The sequence below is a fragment of the Solibacillus sp. genome (genome assembly GCF_040273735.1).
GTDB lineage: Bacteria > Bacillota > Bacilli > Bacillales_A > Planococcaceae > Solibacillus.
Genome location: NZ_JBELZM010000009.1, coordinates 128,336 through 145,653 on the forward strand (window position 1 = coordinate 128,336; position 17,318 = coordinate 145,653).

The 17,318-nt window shown below is 36.9% G+C and carries 12 protein-coding genes; 1 reads left to right on the forward strand and 11 read right to left on the reverse strand.

Annotated features, from left to right (window positions below; genetic code table 11):
- Positions 1 to 43 precede the first annotated feature (43 nt).
- From ABS917_RS10715 to ABS917_RS10725, 3 genes are all read right to left on the reverse strand, one after another.
- Positions 44 to 1,609, reverse strand: coding sequence for a sensor domain-containing diguanylate cyclase (locus tag ABS917_RS10715; RefSeq protein ID WP_350478963.1), 1,566 nt, complete (start codon positions 1,607 to 1,609; stop codon positions 44 to 46).
- Positions 1,610 to 1,803: 194 nt separating this feature from the next.
- Positions 1,804 to 5,331, reverse strand: coding sequence for a chitobiase/beta-hexosaminidase C-terminal domain-containing protein (locus ABS917_RS10720; protein ID WP_350478964.1), 3,528 nt, complete (start codon positions 5,329 to 5,331; stop codon positions 1,804 to 1,806).
- A 54-nt stretch (positions 5,332 to 5,385) separates the two neighbouring features.
- Positions 5,386 to 7,263, reverse strand: a complete 1,878-nt coding sequence (locus tag ABS917_RS10725) for an S-layer homology domain-containing protein (protein ID WP_350478965.1) — start codon at positions 7,261 to 7,263, stop codon at positions 5,386 to 5,388.
- Between the two features lie 265 nt (positions 7,264 to 7,528).
- On the opposite strand from ABS917_RS10725, the gene ABS917_RS10730 reads away from it, so the two are divergent.
- Positions 7,529 to 8,419 (forward strand): sulfurtransferase, encoded by an 891-nt coding sequence (locus ABS917_RS10730; RefSeq protein ID WP_350478966.1) that lies wholly within the window; start codon positions 7,529 to 7,531, stop codon positions 8,417 to 8,419.
- A gap of 126 nt (positions 8,420 to 8,545) precedes the next feature.
- On the opposite strand, the gene ABS917_RS10735 is transcribed toward ABS917_RS10730, so the two are convergent.
- The 8 genes from ABS917_RS10735 to ABS917_RS10770 form a co-directional block, all read right to left on the reverse strand.
- Positions 8,546 to 10,546, reverse strand: coding sequence for a S8 family peptidase (locus tag ABS917_RS10735; protein WP_350478967.1), 2,001 nt, complete (start codon positions 10,544 to 10,546; stop codon positions 8,546 to 8,548).
- A 214-nt stretch (positions 10,547 to 10,760) separates the two neighbouring features.
- Positions 10,761 to 12,455 (reverse strand): phospho-sugar mutase, encoded by a 1,695-nt coding sequence (locus ABS917_RS10740; RefSeq protein WP_483316058.1) that lies wholly within the window; start codon positions 12,453 to 12,455, stop codon positions 10,761 to 10,763.
- Entirely contained in the window at positions 12,456 to 13,730 is a 1,275-nt protein-coding gene (locus ABS917_RS10745) for a glucose-6-phosphate isomerase (protein ID WP_350478969.1), read from the reverse strand.
- 115 nt (positions 13,731 to 13,845) lie between these two features.
- Positions 13,846 to 14,730, reverse strand: coding sequence for a UTP--glucose-1-phosphate uridylyltransferase GalU (gene galU, locus ABS917_RS10750; protein ID WP_483316059.1), 885 nt, complete (start codon positions 14,728 to 14,730; stop codon positions 13,846 to 13,848).
- 3 nt (positions 14,731 to 14,733) lie between these two features.
- Positions 14,734 to 15,297 carry a sugar transferase gene (locus tag ABS917_RS10755; RefSeq protein WP_350478971.1) on the reverse strand — a complete coding sequence of 188 codons (564 nt, stop codon included), beginning with the start codon at positions 15,295 to 15,297 and terminating at the stop codon, positions 14,734 to 14,736.
- Positions 15,294 to 16,160, reverse strand: coding sequence for an NAD-dependent epimerase/dehydratase family protein (locus ABS917_RS10760; protein ID WP_350478972.1), 867 nt, complete (start codon positions 16,158 to 16,160; stop codon positions 15,294 to 15,296). Before ABS917_RS10760 ends, ABS917_RS10755 begins: the two co-directional genes overlap by 4 nt.
- Positions 16,161 to 16,249: 89 nt before the next feature.
- Positions 16,250 to 17,002 (reverse strand): glycosyltransferase family 2 protein, encoded by a 753-nt coding sequence (locus tag ABS917_RS10765; protein ID WP_350478973.1) that lies wholly within the window; start codon positions 17,000 to 17,002, stop codon positions 16,250 to 16,252.
- Between the two features lie 9 nt (positions 17,003 to 17,011).
- Positions 17,012 to 17,318, reverse strand: a 307-nt coding sequence (locus ABS917_RS10770) for a glycosyltransferase (protein WP_483316060.1), incomplete at its 5' end; no start/stop codon positions are given.

Below are 17,318 nucleotides of genomic sequence, written 5' to 3' on the forward strand. Positions count from 1 at the left end.
AATCCAGTCTCTCTTTGTTCATAAAAGAGACTGGATTTTTAAATTATGCATTTGTCACTTCCACACGATTCCGCCCGTTTTCTTTCGCTTTATATAATGCTTCATCCGCTTTTACAATGATGTCCTTTAATTGGTCACCATGTAGCGGATAATTCGAAATACCAGCCGAAAATGTGAGTTTTTCTCCAGCAGGACTGATAATTTGCAGCACTTTTTCCTGAAGCGATTCAACGCGTTCATAAGCTTCTTCAACCGTCGTTTCTGTAAAAACAAGAATAAACTCTTCTCCTCCGTAACGACAGGCTAATTCATTTTCTTTTAATGACTCTTTTAATTTACTTGCCAAAGCTTGCAGTACTTCATCCCCTTTAACATGCCCGTACGTATCATTAATTGATTTAAACCAGTCCACGTCCAACATTACCAGAGTATAGTCTTTTTTCTGCACTGTAAGCACTTTAATTTTCTCCTCGAAAGTATGGCGGTTCAATAGCTTCGTCAGTGAATCTGTTGTTGTTTCTTCTTTCAGTGTATTCACTTTACCGTGTAAAATTGAGAAACTGTGGATGAGTGCTTTTTGTATTTTATACACTTCATAATACCAGGCACGTATATCTTTCAATTTATTCATCTCTTGCTCTTTTACACTGTCTCCTGAGATCTCCGCTATTTTTTCAAGGGGGCGAACAATTTGACTAGCCAATATAAAAACGATAATCGTTGAAAATATAATGAATGGTAAACCAATTTTAAATACACTTACAACCTGTTGCCAGACCATACTAAGCGCTGCATCATATGGTGTTTGCACGATAATTCCCCATCGTGTTTTTTCACTTTGGCTAAATCCGGCAAGCATCGGCTGATCAAGTGTATTAACAAATGTTAATGCACCTTGTTTTTCATTTAATAAACGGACAACGTCTTCATTTTCCGAAGCATCTTCCCCCAACCGCGCTTTATTCGGATGATAAATGATTTCCCCTTGCGTATCTACAACATATACATAAGAGCCATTTTCATAAGGGTGCTGACCAAGAATCGATTCAAAAATATTCGATTCATATAAGTAGATGTTCCCGCTTAAAACCCCTTTGAATATTCCTTGCTCATCATAAATCGGCATCGAAATAACAATTAATTTACGTCCGGTTGGCGAAATAAACGGATCGGAAATGAAAGGCTCATATTTATTATAGTTCTCCAATCCTTCTAGTGATAAAACCTTCTTTCCAGCTTCACCGAGTTTTTGCGGGGCATTCACCATAATGTTGTCTTCCGCATCAACAATCAGGACCGAACTAAAAGTATCTCCTTGTATATATAGGCGTTTTGCTTCTTCCTGCAATTCGTTCATATTATTGAAGTTATAGCCAATCTGTTCTGCACTGTAACGCATCGTATTTGTTGCATGTACAATAAATTTATCGACTGTTTCCGCTAATTTCAAGGCGTATACTCGATTATTTTCCAGTGTCTGTTCCTGCATTAATTTCAAATTTCCTTTGTAGTTACTGTACACACCGACTAGCGTAGAAAGTACAAAGGCAAGTGCAATGACAGAAATAAATAAATATTTTAATTTGACGATATTTCGTAACGAAAACATACAATCTCCTAGTCCAAATATAGACACGTATATTTGATATAATATAATTGCTAGTATTATAACATAGCGATGCTTACACTTTTTAAGCTTGTGCATCATATTTATGACAATCTTGTTAGGGATTTATGTATTTAATCAGTAAAAAAGCATCACCAAATCATTTCCCCTGATTTGGTAATGCTTTAGGTTATAATTTATTTGAACTCAATTGTATCTGGTGATGCTCCTTTTGTATACGTAATATTCGCATCAGATGGCAGGTTGCGTATCTCTTTTACATGATTACCTTCAATAATGATTTTACCTATTTTCGTTCCTTTAAAATCAATAACCGCATTTCCTTTTTTCGGACTGATCGTTACAGTTTTGTCTGCAAACCCTGTACCGTGGAATTCCGCATATTCACTAAATACCGCAATGCCGTTTTTAATATGTGTATTTTCACCTAATGTAAGTGAAATACTTGGGCGGTTCATAACTAACTTTCCTGTTTTATAGTTTTTATAATCGTACACATTTTCCGGTACGATTGGCTCCGGTGTTTCTTCTTTATCGGACTTCAAATTAATTTGAACTAATACCGGATCATGGTCAGATGCACGGCCCTGCGCTTCAGTAAAGTTTGCATTAATATGAATCATATCAATCTCCGTTACTTCCGCAAGATTATTCGATACTAAAATGTGATCCAGTACTTGGTTGTTACCTTGGAAGTAGTAGCTGAAACGGTCTTCCACAGGTGCCTTGTCCACCATATTTGTCAAAACGTCACCTTTTAACGTTTCAAGAGCCGGTGTGAATTCAAAGTCATTCATATCACCTGCTACAACTATATTTACGTCCGGATCTTTTGCAAGTCCTTCATCGATGAAGTCATTGATTACCTGTGCAAGCTCAATACGCTCCGGCTCAGATCCTAAAACCGGTGGCTGTGTTGGGCCCCATAACGAATCGTCCCCGCCTTTGGAATTTAAATGTGCACCAATAACGACAACACGTTCTTCCTGGAATTCAAATTCTGCCGCAATCGGTTTACGTGTATCTTCGAATTTTGAAGGATTCACAAAACCTGGATTCAATGCAAGGCTGCCTGCTTCTGTCCATGCATTCGCCTGCTCTCCTGTTCCAATTGTACTTTCAACAAGTGATACACGTTCAGGGTTGTACAAGTACCCTACACGGATATTTCCGCCTGGTGCACCACCGCTTGTATTATTGATCGGCATAACATCAATCCAGTCATACTGAGGACCACCCGCTACTTTAATTGCGTTAATTAAACGCAAGTAACTTTCTGATGCATCGGCATTACCTGAATCGGTCTGACCGTCATTATCCTGGACTTCCACTAAAGTAATAATATCCGGTGACTTCATATTATTTACAAATGTTGAAGCAATTTTTGCTGCTTTTTCATCGGATGTATTATCCTTGTTATTCGAAAAGTTTTCGATATTGTAAGATGCCAGATTCAGCTTGTCCGCTACGGGCTCAAGATGCGTTACTTCCTGCTGAATATTGGCTTTTGTTACTTCCGGGAAAACTTTATTCGTATTCAGGCGGTATCCGTCAGAGAAGTTCTCCACAAAACCGATCAGCGCATCATTAAAGCGATCGCCTGATTCATAGTTTTTCCCTGATACCCCTTCAAGCATAATCTTTTCAGGGTTGTAATCATCGGCAGCAATATTTAACCCGCCATTGTTGTTAAACGTATTGTTTGTTGTACTAGGAACGACGATTGGTGAATCATTGTTATACATCGGCCCTACAACTCTTGCGTCTGGGAATGATACAAGCATATATTCAATTGACTCCCAGAAGTCGATTCCATCTTCCTGCGGGTCAAAAATTGCAAAACTGTCATTATCGATTATTCTGTTTGGCGGGAATAAATCTTCACCGATAACAAGTGTTTCAGGAACAGCATTCGTACCTGTTTTTTCGATTTTATTCGCAGCAATTTGCGTATCTTTTAAACGTGTATTTCCGCCGACTTCATTTACAGTACCCGTTACTTTCACTGCATCTCCCACTGCTACACCATGTGCTGATTTGTTCACTTTAATCGCAGTCGATTTCACACCATCAAAAGGTGTATTTTCTTGCATAATGAAATTTGAAGCGTCAATTACAAACGTTACGACACCATCTACATCGTTCACTTGTAACCCTGCATACGGCGAAGTATGACTTGCCCCTTGAATGTCGCTGATCGTCGCATTGTCGGTATCAATGATTTCATAAACGAATGTTGCAACCGCGCTGCTAGTTAGGCCTTCTTTAACCCCAATAGCTTTAATCGTCATCGCATCATTAACAGTGATAGGTTCCGTATATTCTGTACTTGCTGTAGTTGGTAGTGAACCATCCACTGTGTAATAAATTTTCGCACCTTCTGTAGTTGTAGTAAGTGTTACGCTCGTGCCGGCTGTTACTCCACCTGTATGTGAAGCTTGGACATCCTGGACTTTAGTTGTATCTTCAATAATACGGATTGGAAGAAGCTGATGGTTTGTATATTGACCAACAATCCCTGTAATTTCCCCATATGTTTTTCCACTTACTAAACCTGAATCTCTTAATTTATCATAAATTGCAAAAGTGCCGGCTGCATCTGTTCCCGTGAAGTTTTGGCCAGACCCGGTAATCTCTACGTTCTTTAGAGTTACTAAACGAGATTCATTGTTTTCTGCAATACCTGCGCTTGTGATAACTTGCGGCTCCGGTATTGTTGAATTAGTCGGTGTACCTACAAGAGAAATATTCGTCAGCTGCTTCAGCCCGCTGTATTCAGCGACTTTACCTTGAACGGTAACAAGGTCTCCAACTTTTGCTGTAAGACTATCTACTGGGTAAATTGCAATCGCTGCACCCGTTTCATCCTGGATATGCGCTGTTGCTGTTTCCAGCTTTGCTGTGACTATTCCAGAAACGATTACTTCCTCATTAATTGCTTTATTACGTGCCTCTTCAATTGTGATGGCTGTTGGTGCTGTTTTGATTGTGTAGACAAATGTTGCAACTTCGCTATCGTCCAAGTCTGCTGCTGTCGCGAATGCCTTGATCGTCGATGATTCATTGATAACAATACCTGATGATGAATTATAAACTGTACTTTCTGTCGTCGGTTCAGAACCATCTGTTGTGTAATAAATTGTTGCACTCGGTGTAGCCGTTGTTAGCGTTACTTTTGTACCTGCATAAACTTCGCCGGTTGTTGGGGAAGCTTTGACAGTTGCTACTTGTGTCGGTTCTTCTGGATCAGGTGAATCATTACCAACAAACTGAATGAAACTAGGTGATTTTAATCCTGCGTGGTTACCAAAGTATTTTTCCAGCGAACCTGTTATTACTACTTTTTTACCAAGATTTCCAGGATTCGTTTTTAATCCGAATTCGGCTCTGAATGATGCTGGTAATTGAATGTAAATCATTTTCGTTACATCGCTTTCACCCGGAGTCTCCGCGATGGCGATATTCGTATCCGTTTCAGCTTCTACTACATAAGAGGTTTCACTTTTCGCAAAACCTACTATATAACCCTCTACTGTAACATCTGGTTTAGCTGAAGCTGCATCAAACTGACTGATTGCTTCACCAACCCCAATAGTACCTGTTGTTTCTGCCTTTATAATTGCAAAGTGAGGGAAAATCATGGAAACTACAAGTAAAAATGATAAAGCAATTTTGGAAACGTAATTGAGTCCACTTATCTTCATTTGTTTAGCTCCTTATGTTTTTTTGGCTAGTCATTTTGAATTTTCCGTTGGGCCTTAGTAAATCACTGTCTCGCCTTCAACTGTTAACCCATCAATATTAATATTTACATTTGGTGCATTAATAACGAGGTCACCTGCAATCGTCCCCGTTCCAGTTGGCGTCAATGAGTAGCTACCCGTTGCTTTAGGTTCTGTAATCGTCACACTTCCGGTTAATGTATGACCGTTGAAATCAAGATTCACAAGACTCGTCAAATTAATGTCCCCTGTTAATGAAGTCATCAATTTAATTGTGTCTCCATGTTTCGCTGTTTTTAGCGCTTGATTCAGTTCCGTTATAGTTCTTACGTTAAGCTTATTATCAATAACTGGCGGAGTAGGTGTCCCGCTCCCCCCACCAGTACTTGGTGTTCCTGGATTTGGTTTTGACGTGCTTGGCACATTCCCTATAATCACCTTAACTATTTGCGAAGCAATCTCAGCATAGTTTATAATAATTTTTTCTGCTGTTGAACCTGCAGGAATCGATAATTCATTTATTTTTAAGCCTGCACCTACCGTAATCTGAGCATTTGGATTATTAACTGATAACGTATTAACAATTCCTTTAACTTTTAACGCCAATTCTACTGCTGTTGTTAATAATATTTGACCGATCGTAGCATTCCCTTTAATATCAAGTTTTGCTGAGGATTCTACCGTTGCTTTTGTAACCGTCCCGTCTAGATTAATCAGTGTAATCTTTGCCGTTATAGTGATTTCATTTATTACTGTATCCGATACAATGGATACATCGTTACGCTTCACATATACTTTCCCTGCGCGGGAATTTTCTAATTTTACTTTAGTGCCTGATTTTCCATCTGCAGCAAATTTATTATTCATTGAAGCAATTGAACCGGCAACCTGATCATCAACAATTAAATCTCCCGTAATTTTTGCACCTTCAAACTCTACTTCTGTCAGTACAGCAGATGTGATCGTTGCATTACCCGTTACCGATACATTCCTTACCGCTGCATAATCTGCATTAATTGTTAACGAGTCGATTGTCGCAGTTGAATCCAATACGACACGAGATTCAGCTGTACCAGATTTATTTAGTGTTACATTATTAATTTTAGTCAGGACTCCGTTCTCAACAGTTGCTGTAATAGTAGCACCCGTTAAAGCGGTTTTATTTGTTTCAGTAAAGATAGAAGATATGGAAGAATGGAATGAATAGGTAGACCCGTTAATAACAATTCCTGATGCTTTATAATTTTCAACTTTAAATGTTACACTTTGAGCAGGTTGTGGCGTTTGGTTTCTTACTGCTTCTGCGCGTGTAATAAACGCAGCCATTTGTCCACGTGTTACATTGGAAGATCCATCAAATAATGTAGCAGTCTTACCCGTTGTTACATTGTTTTCAAATAAAGCACCAATTGCTTCCTTATAATCTATACGCACATCCGTGAAAGGAAGTGCATCTACATTTTCAGCTTTTAAATTTAAAGCATTGGCAATGATTTTTGCTACGTGATTACGCTGAATATTTGCTCCTTGACGGAATGTCCCGTCTTCATAACCATCGATAATCCCCGCCTGCTTCAGAGCTGCAATCGCTCCATAATACTGGTGGGATATTGGAATATCTTTAAATTTTGGATTGGTTACGTTTTTAGTATCTAGCTGCAGGACGCCCGCAATGATTTTTGCCGCTTGTCCACGAGTCAGGTTTTGTCCCGGCTTGAAAGTACCATCTTGAAACCCATTAATAATGCCCCGCTCACTTAAACTTTTGATAGCATCATAAAATTGATGAGTAGGTTTGACGTCACTAAAACTACTCGCTTCCGATACAGTCGGCGCAACTACTACAACTGCTGAAACAGCAACCGCCATTGCTGTTATTGCATTAAAATACTTCGAAGAATGCCTTTTACTCATAATTATAAAAATACCTCCACTTCGCTTTTGGAATTCTTTCAATCGAAAATATAGTAGAATTATCCTTACTGTAATTTCGATTAACAAAATAATTCTAACAGATTGGCGCATAAAACTATGTAAACTAATGTTAAAAATGTTTTTTTGAGTATAATTGGCTAGTGGCGAAAAAATTACATTAGTTAGAATTCACTAATAATTTGTGATAAGGTAATATTTATGAAAAGCAATTACCATAGAATAGTCGTAAAGGAGATTAATAATCATGAGAAATATTCCTTATGTTGTGGATGGTGACTGGTTAGAGGCACGACTGGAAGATCCAAACTTACGCTTAATAGATGCATCAACATTCTTAAAAATTCCTGAAGGAGAAGGATTTCCGGAGCTCTGGTCCGGCTTCGAAGCTTACAGGGAAGAGCATATTCCCGGAGCGGCTTATGCTGATTTATTGAAAGATTTCACTAACCCGGAAGGAAAGGCACCTTTTACAATTGCAACAAGAGAGCAATTTCTAAAAGCGGTAGAACCTTTAGGAATCACTGAGGAAACTTATGTAGTAATTTATGATCGTGGTCCACTAGTTAATGTCGATATAGTAGCATCTGACTGGTCGGCACGTTTGCGCTGGCAGTTGAAATATGAAGGCTTTGATAATGTAGCTGTACTCGACGGCGGATTCCACAAGTGGAAGCTTGATGGTCGTTCAACTGAATCAGGAATCGCCAACTATAATCCTGCGCCGTTTCCAGGAGAACGCCGCGAGCATTTGATTGTTACTAAAGAAGATGTAAAAGGAGCTTTAGGGGATGAGAATATTGTATTAATCAACAGTTTATCTGAGGCAGACTTCCGAGGTGAAACAACAACATACCCGCGCCCTGGTCATATTCCGGGAAGCAAGCATGCGTTCTTCGGATCTCACTCTAATCCGGAAACACGTTTACTGTACGATGATGCAACATTACGCGCTACCTTCGAAAAAATAGGTGCGCTAGATCCAAATAAACAGGTGATTACTTATTGTGGTGGCGGAATTGCTGCGACATGGAACGCATTGTTGCTGAACATGTTAGGGCAGGAAAATGTGGCGGTGTATGATGGATCGTTGAATGAGTGGGCGGCGGATGAGAGTTGTCCGTTGGTGACGGGATAAGTAAGGAATAAACTTCATATTATTATTTATAAAAGCCCCTTTTGTACAAAATAGCTGTTCCGATATATTAGAAATGTACAATTGGGGCTTTAAGTTTAGGTTACTCTATCTAGATGCATGAAAGCTTTATTTAAGCCTCTTCAATAATTGCTGTTTCTCTTTTCCATTTGGCAGCTCTCGTATAAGTTTCATCGCTAAGTTAAGATTAGCTTTTGTTTTTTTCTTCTCATAATTGGCAACACGGGTTTTCGCTTTAGCTGTATTAATGTTGACTGTTTTCTGAATTCTATTTCCCAGCAGTTCACGCTGTTTTTCATCAAATACCGATTGAATAGTCTTTACTGCTTTATTATAGTTTTTCAGTGTTTGGACTTTTTCATATGCTTTAATATTTGTCGTTGCTATTTTTACAGCAGCTTGTACTTGCTTTGCCAACTTTTCGAGTAGCTCAGACTTAATCGATGAATCTGGTAAACTATTAATGGAAAAGTTCGCATAACTGTATTGACTCTTAGTTGGCTGCTTTTCATATTGCGCCAAACTGTCAATTGCTTTTTTTGCAAATTCCTTGAGCGCCTCATTTAACGCTTCTTCTAAATCATTCTTCTTATTTAAAGAAGGTAATTTGTTCAGTTCTGCTTCAGCCTTTTTATAGTTATAGACTGTTTTATTTTTAATAAAGGTTGTGACAGCGTTTGTTGCCGGTTCCAGTAACCTCTCAATAACAGCATCAACTTCTTTTTGCTTTTGGAATCTTACATCAGTAGCAGCCAATTTCGCTAATAGTGCTTTAAAATCATTCAAATGCTGTCCAGTAGGATTTTTTTCAAAATTACCTAATAATTGATCGATTTCTTTAATAATCGTTTGCTCTGCTTTATTTCGTTCATTTTTTAATGCCAGTTTTTCAATCGAATCAGGCATTGAATCAATTTTTTTATTCAAAGCCTCTGCAGATATTCCACTCTTCAAAAGCTCCTCTACAACTCGCACATTCGGAAGTCTGAATTTAGGCAGCCCATACCCGTACAAAGCATCGAAACCTGCATCTCCTAAATCATCGGTAATATATCGCAAACCTTCCCGCAATTCAGTAGGTGTTGCATACGGATATTGTTCCATTAATAATGCTAGCATTCCCGTTATATGTGGTGTTGCCATCGATGTACCATTGTATGTAGCATATTGACCATTCAAATATGTACTGTAAATTTCTTCTCCCGGTGCTGCAAAATCATTCATATCGCCCGTTCCGCTAAAAGAAGAACGATTAAAATAAGGATTAATCGCCGCTACTGATATCACTTCTTCATGACGTGCCGGGTAATTAATGGTATTACCCGTCCCGTTGTCATTTCCTTCGTTGCCACTTGCCGCAACGATCAGTAAACCATGTTCAGATGCCTTCTTAATTCCTTCATGTAAGGACTGCGCATATTCCAAATCTCCAAAGCTTAAATTAATAATGTCCATATGATTATCGATCGCCCAATCAATTGCCTGCAACACAACCCGAACATCACCGACCCCATCACTCTTTATTGCCTTCACAGCATAAACTTCAGCATTTGGAGCAACTCCAGCAACGCCAACTCCATTATGCTTTCCTGCAATAATTCCTGCCACATGCGTACCATGGCCATGGTCATCATCATAGCTTTCCCCTACAAATGATCTCCCACCAGCAATCGTCAGATCCGAATGGTTTGCTACCCCCGAATCAATGATAGCAATTTTAACTCCCTTACCTGTATATCCATGACTCCAGCTATTTTGTAAATCCATTGCCTTCAAATTCCACCGCTCTAATTCAGCGGAAGACAAATTCGCTACTTTGAATTGATTTTGAAGAGTGAATTGTTGGTTTTCTTCGTAAAATTCGATATGCCCTTCATACTTCAGATTTTTTAATTGCTCATTTGAAATTTTTATTGTCAACATCGGTAAATACTCAAACTCTTCCATGACAGCATCAGCCTGTCGGATAATTAATTGTTTGCTTGCTTCTGAATGATATTTTACGATAAAACTTTCTTCTGATTTTGCTAAAGATGCTTCTGCTGCAAGCAAGGAAATTACAGGAAGTATCCCTATACATAGAAGTCCAATTAACAGTATTTTTCTCATGCTTTCACTCCGTATATTTCAATTCTTATACTTCATTCCAATATAATATATATCGATAAAGAAAATGGTAAGTTAACAAAATAGTGAAATATAATAATAAAAAACTCAAACCGTATATTTCCCAATAAAAAAACCAATCGTTTACCTTTCAAACGATTGGGTTATTACTGCAATAAATTTAGAACAAGTTAAAAGATATGTGATGGTTGCATCATTATAAAAGATAATTAACTAATTTCTCCATCGCTTCTTCCGCCTGTTCCTTAGAATCCTTCACAACGCCAAAATAAAACTTACATTTTGGCTCCGTTCCTGAAGGTCGAATGGCAATCCAAGATTTATCCTCTAATATAAACTTCAATACATTTTCTTTCGGCAAATTGATTGGCCCAGTAGTACCGTCCTGTAATGTTGCGATACCTGTTAAGTAGTCCTCAATACGTACAACCGTTACCCCTGCAATTTCATTGGGCATATTTAAACGGTAGTTATTCAAAATTGCTTTCATTTGTTCTTGACCATCTTTGCCTTCGAATGTTTTAGAGACTAAGGCTTCCTTATAGTAGCCAAATTGTTCATACAAATCTTCTAATGCATCAAGTAATGTTTTTCCTTGTGTCGAATAATAGGAAGCCATTTCTGCAACTTTTAAAGAGACTTGGACCGCATCTTTATCACGAGCAAATGTCTCTATTAGGTAACCGTAGCTTTCCTCATAACCAAACAAGTATGTATGAGCTTGAGTCATTTCAAACTCCGTAATTTTTTCTGCGATATACTTAAAGCCAGTTAAAGTATTAACTGTTGCTACACCGTAATAAGCAGCAATAGCAGCACCTAGTTCTGATGTAACAATCGTTTTTAGCATTGCTCCATTGGTTGGGAGTGTCCCAGTCTCTTGCTTTGTTAGCATAATATAATTTAATAATAGCGCACCAAGTTGATTCCCTGTAAGCAGTTCATATGATTCACCTTTACGAACAGCTACCCCTAAACGATCTGCATCAGGATCGGTCGCCAGCAATAAGTCTGCCCCTACTTTGTTTCCTAGCTCGATAGCCATGGAAAAGGCAGCTGCTTCTTCCGGATTTGGATACAGAACTGTTGGAAAAGCACCATCTTGTACGGCTTGTTCCTCAACAACATGCACTTCATTAAATCCAAATTTCTTTAAACCTTTTACTACCGGAACCAGTCCTGCCCCATGTAAAGGCGTGTAAACAAGTTTCATATTATAATCAATGGCATTGTTATTTTTTAAAGTTAATAAGTTATTCATAAATTTTTCATCTAGGTCTTCCAAAATCCAATAAAACAATCCCTTATGCTCTAGCTCATTAACTTCTGTCACTTCAATTTCAAAAATATCACTAATTTGATTCATGTGCTCGATAATTGCATTTGCTCCGGTCGGCACTAGCTGGGCACCGTCCTCACCGTAAACTTTGAAACCATTATACTGCTTTGGATTGTGACTCGCCGTAATGACAACACCTGCAAATGCATTTAACTCACGTACTGTAAAAGATAATTGCGGTGTTGGTCGTGCCTCTTTATATACATAGGAAGTAATGCCATGTGCACCTAATACACGCGCTGTTTCCACCGCAAAATCATATGAAAAATGACGCGTATCGTAAGCAATCGCAACACCACGCTTTTTCGCTTCTTCTCCATTCGAGGAGATATAGCGTGCCAAGCCCTCTGCTACTCGACGGATAGTATAGATGTTCATGCGGTTCGTACCTGGGCCTAGGATTCCCCGCATGCCACCTGTCCCAAATGATACATATTGGTAGAAATGATCTTCTATTGCTTTATCATCTGTCATAAGTTTCGATAACTCATCGGCCAAATAAATGGGAAGTTGTTGTTGCTGCCAATGATTAAAAAGTTCCAGACTCATCATTTATTTCTCCTTTAAAAGCTCTAGCATTTTGCGTTTATATGCTTCTACACCTGGTTGATCAAATGGATTTACTTGTAATAAGCAGGCGCTCATCGCACAAGCTTTCATGAAAAAGTAAATTAAATAACCCAAATGATATTCATCAAGTTTCGGAAGCTCTAATTGAATAACCGGAACTCCGCCTTCTGCATGGGCTAGTGCCGTACCTTGTTTTGAAATAGCATTTATCTCATTAAAGGTACGGTTCGATAAATAATTTAAGCCATCTTCATTCCGTTTATCAAACGGTACTTGAAAGTCTCCTTCAATCTCGTGAAAATGAAGGAGTGTTTCAAACATAATCGGACTCCCATCTTGAATAAATTGACCGATTGAATGTAAATCCGTTGAGAAATTAACTGTTGAAGGATATAACCCTTTCTTTTCCTTTCCTTCACTTTCACCAAATAGCTGTTTCCACCATTCATGGAATTTGTTTAATCCAGGCTCAAATGACGCGAGCAATTCAATCGAATAGCCTTGTTCATATAAAATATGGCGCATGACCGCATACTTGTACGCATCATTATTGGCTAAATCCGAGTCTGAAAGCACTTCTGTTGCACGTTTTGCACCTGCCATTAAAGCACGGATATCTACCCCTGCAACTGCAACTGGTAATAAACCAACCGGTGTTAATACTGAATAGCGTCCACCGATGTTTGATGGAATGACAAATTGACGGTAGCCCGCATTATCCGCAATTCCCTTTAAAATCCCCTTATCTGCATCGGTCGTTACGATAATTCGTTCTGAAGCCTTCTCTCCATATCGCTCTTCCATATATAGTCTCATCACACGAAACGCAAGTGCTGGCTCCATCGTTCCACCCGATTTAGAAATAACGTTAACATAAACCTGTTTTTTTTCTAAATAGGATAAAAGCTCTTTAATGTAAGCCCCGCTCATATTAAGGCCCACATAAACAATTTCAATGCCATTTTCAGCTAAGCCGAAGTATGGCTTTAGTGCTTCTTGAATAGCTCGCGCACCTAAAAATGATCCCCCTACTCCAACTACAACAAGTACGTCTGCACAAGCCCGAATTTCTGATGCCACACGCTCTATTGAAACTAGTAATTCATGTTGATTTTGAATAGGTGAATCAATCCAACCTGTTAAATCAAATTGAGGTAAGGCTTGATGAATATCCCTTACTTTATATTTATATTTATAAATGTCCTTTTCTTCTAATGAACAATTTATTAGTGTCGTTTTAAGCTTTTCAACTTGCATTATAAATTCCCCATTTAATGTAAAATACCGGAATATCCCTATCAAACATTCCACAAATATAAAACCCTAAATAATCACCGTACAAAATGAATTATTTAAGGTCAAATTTTAATTATTAATCCATTAGTTCTCTTGCTTTAGATAAAATAAATTTTTTTATATCTTCATGTAACTCTTCTCGTTCTAAGGCAAAATCAATTGTAGTTTTTATAAACCCTAGTTTTTCTCCTACATCGTATCTTTTCCCTTCAAATTCATAACCATATACTTTTTGTTCAGAATTCAATTTTTCAATAGCATCTGTTAATTGAATTTCTCCACCCTTGCCTATCTGTTTTTCTTCTAAAAAGGGGAAAATCTCTGGTGTAAGTATATATCTACCTATTATCGCCAGATTAGAAGGTGCTTCTACTAATGTAGGTTTTTCTATAAATTGTCTTACCTCCATCAAGTTTGAATTAGTATTAAGTGGATTAATTATTCCATACTTATGAATATCTTTATCTTCAACCTGCATTATACCTATTACACTAGATTGCACTTTTTCATATTGATTTATTAATTGTTTTATACAAGGCTGTTCACTCTTTACAATATCATCACCTAAAAGAACTGCAAAAGGTTCATTACCAATAAACTTTCTGGCGCACCATATGGCATGTCCTAAACCTAACGCTTCTTTTTGTCTAATATAGTGAATTTCAACATTCGCCGATTCTTTAACTTTTTTTAAATCCTCAAATTTACCATTGTTAATTAAATTATGTTCTAACTCCCATGCGCTGTCAAAATGATCTTCGATGGATCTCTTTCCTTTTCCCGTAACAATTAAAATATCCTCAATCCCTGCTGCTATAGCTTCCTCCACAATATATTGAATTGTTGGTTTATCTACAATCGGCAACATCTCTTTAGGCATTGCTTTAGTTGCAGGTAAAAATCTTGTTCCTAAACCTGCTGCTGGTATTATAGCTTTTTTTATAGTACCCAATATAATCATCCTTTACTTTAGTCGAACACCCTCTGCTTTTATAACACTGAACACAGTAAACCAAATTATCTTCAGGTCAAAAAATATATTACTATTTTTCAGATAGATATAATCATATTCAACTTTTTTCTCATCTGTAATTAAATCTCTCCCCATTACCTGAGCATAACCTGTTAATCCTGGTCGTATAGAGCTTATACCAAGTTCATCCCTCATTGCGATAAGATTATATTGGTTATACAGTGCAGGTCTAGGTCCAACAATGGACATGTCACCTTTTAAAATATTAAATAACTGTGGCAACTCATCCAGGCTTGTTTTTCTTAAAAATTTACCAACCTCAGTTATATACGCAGCAGGATTTCCTAAATCTTCAGTTGAAACATTAGGTGTATCTATCTTCATTGTTCTAAATTTATATATATTAAATAGTTTTCCATCCTTACCAACTCTTTTTTGTGTAAATAATATTGGTCCTTTTGTATCTGCTTTTATCACTAAAGCAATAAATATCATTGGAATTATAAAAATAACTATTGCTAGTAAACTACTTATTAAATCAAAGAAACGTTTCATAATTTTAATTGAGTCCCTTTCCCTTCTGTAATAGCAATAGCTTGCTGAAAATTATATCTTTGATAGCTGTTATCAGCATAAAATGATAAGCTAGGCTCATAGTATAAATCTCCAAATACTTTACTGTAAATATTGGTTTTCCCAATACAAATCTTTAATATAGAGGCCCCAATAACCGTAGTGTATTTTTTTTTATTATGTACTTTGGCAATCTCGTTTACCATATCCATTGTATTAATATATTGTGGATCTTGCGGATGAAAAGTCCCCGTGGCTCTGTGTACAATCAATTGTTTAATAAACTCAGTTAAATTACCTATAAATATCATACTTCTTTGGTTTTCTATAAAGGGAAAAATCTTAGTTTTAATACTTAAATTCCTTAAAAGTGCATAGTTCCCAGGGCAATCCGGTCCGTAAACCATAGGTGGGCGTACAATAGCTACATTAAAGGATTCATCATGTAAAGTCTGTAAAATTCCCTCTGCAATTAGTTTACTTTTACCATAATAACTAATTGGATTTATCAAAGTTTTGTCTGAAATTTCACCTTTCACTTTTCCAAATACGGCCATTGTACTAAAAAATATAAAATGTTTTACTCCAGCTTCCTTTGCCATCTTTGCTAGCTTTTCAGTAACCTTTGTATTCACATTCATATAATCTTTTTCAACATAATTTTTCTCATTTTTATGTACTAAGCCTGCTAAATGCACAACAACATCAACCCCAGTTAACATTGAATCTTCAAAATTATCTTTAATACTTCTTTTATTGATAATATAGTTGCTATTTTGGGATTTTAAGTAATTGTATAAGTAGTTTGCAATATAACCTGTCTCTCCTGTAATAAGTATATTCATGAAAAAACTCCATTATTTTGAATTAATTTTATTTAATTATGACATATATACAAACGGAAAGCCAACTTCAATGAAGTTGGCTTTCGTTATTATAAGTAATGTTTTTTCACAGCATTTATTGCATACATCATAAAATAACACGAAGATTTCCATACTGGGATATTCTCTGATTTACGATAAACAACCCACATCTTCTTGGCTACATTTAGTTTATTGCTAGAAGCAGAATTTCCGACAATTCTATATTTCGCTAAAACTTCTTGATAACAATATGCCGTTTCGCCATTCTTTAAGACCTTTAGCCATAGCGCCGTGTCTTCCGGCTGTAAATCAGGCATTTGTATCTTGCCTAATTTTTCAATGTTTAAAATTACGGTCAAACAGCCAATAGTTGTATTTCTCAAAAGTTGCTCGTAATTAATTGTTGATGGACATATAACTTTTCGGTTTATGTCTTCTCCCTGTTCATCAATCATTTCATAATTCGTGAATGTAAAATTATAATTATTCTCTTCCATAAAAGCTATTTGTTTTTCAAGCTTTTCTGAATGCCACAAATCATCGCTATCTAAAAAAGCTACATACTTTCCATTAGCCTTTTGGATACCAAAATTTCTTGCTAATGCAGCCCCTGAATTTTTTTCTAATTTGTATACATTAAATCTCGAATCATTAACTATTGCATTTTGAATCAATTCTAATGAATCATCTTTTGAACAATCATCAACAATAATCATCTCATAATTTTGAAACGTTTGATTTTTCACAGAATTAATTGATTCTAAAATAAACCTTTTACTATTATAAGAAGGTGTAATGATAGAGACCAATGGTTGTGTCATGTAATCACCTTATCCACTTATAGAATTGTAATTTTCTATAAGTTTATTTTTTGAATGTTCCCAACTAAATTGGGGGTATATTAATTTTGCATTTTGTCCCTTTTCCAACAATTCTATTTGATTAATCCCGCTAAACGCTTGCTTTAAACTTACTACATCAAATTTTGTAACATACCCAATGTCGTACTTATCTACAAATAAATCAATAGACGTATTTTCAGACACAATACATGGCTTCCCAAGATACAGTGCTTCATAAAGCTTATTAGGAGACGCTATCTGATTATGCTGATAAGTTGGATCATAAACCATATAA

Bases quoted from the DNA above. Each gene is read 5' to 3' on its own strand.
- ABS917_RS10765 (WP_350478973.1), bottom strand. From the start codon at position 17,002: ATGACACAACCATTGGTCTCTATCATTACACCTTCTTATAATAGTAAA.
- ABS917_RS10735 (WP_350478967.1), bottom strand. From the start codon at position 10,546: ATGAGAAAAATACTGTTAATTGGACTTCTATGTATAGGGATACTTCCT.
- ABS917_RS10740 (WP_483316058.1), bottom strand. From the start codon at position 12,455: ATGATGAGTCTGGAACTTTTTAATCATTGGCAGCAACAACAACTTCCC.
- galU (WP_483316059.1), bottom strand. From the start codon at position 14,730: ATGATTATATTGGGTACTATAAAAAAAGCTATAATACCAGCAGCAGGT.
- ABS917_RS10720 (WP_350478964.1), bottom strand. From the start codon at position 5,331: ATGAAGATAAGTGGACTCAATTACGTTTCCAAAATTGCTTTATCATTT.
- ABS917_RS10745 (WP_350478969.1), bottom strand. From the start codon at position 13,730: ATGCAAGTTGAAAAGCTTAAAACGACACTAATAAATTGTTCATTAGAA.
- ABS917_RS10755 (WP_350478971.1), bottom strand. From the start codon at position 15,297: ATGAAACGTTTCTTTGATTTAATAAGTAGTTTACTAGCAATAGTTATT.
- ABS917_RS10760 (WP_350478972.1), bottom strand. From the start codon at position 16,160: ATGAATATACTTATTACAGGAGAGACAGGTTATATTGCAAACTACTTA.
- ABS917_RS10715 (WP_350478963.1), bottom strand. From the start codon at position 1,609: ATGTTTTCGTTACGAAATATCGTCAAATTAAAATATTTATTTATTTCT.
- ABS917_RS10730 (WP_350478966.1), top strand. From the start codon at position 7,529: ATGAGAAATATTCCTTATGTTGTGGATGGTGACTGGTTAGAGGCACGA.
- ABS917_RS10725 (WP_350478965.1), bottom strand. From the start codon at position 7,263: ATGAGTAAAAGGCATTCTTCGAAGTATTTTAATGCAATAACAGCAATG.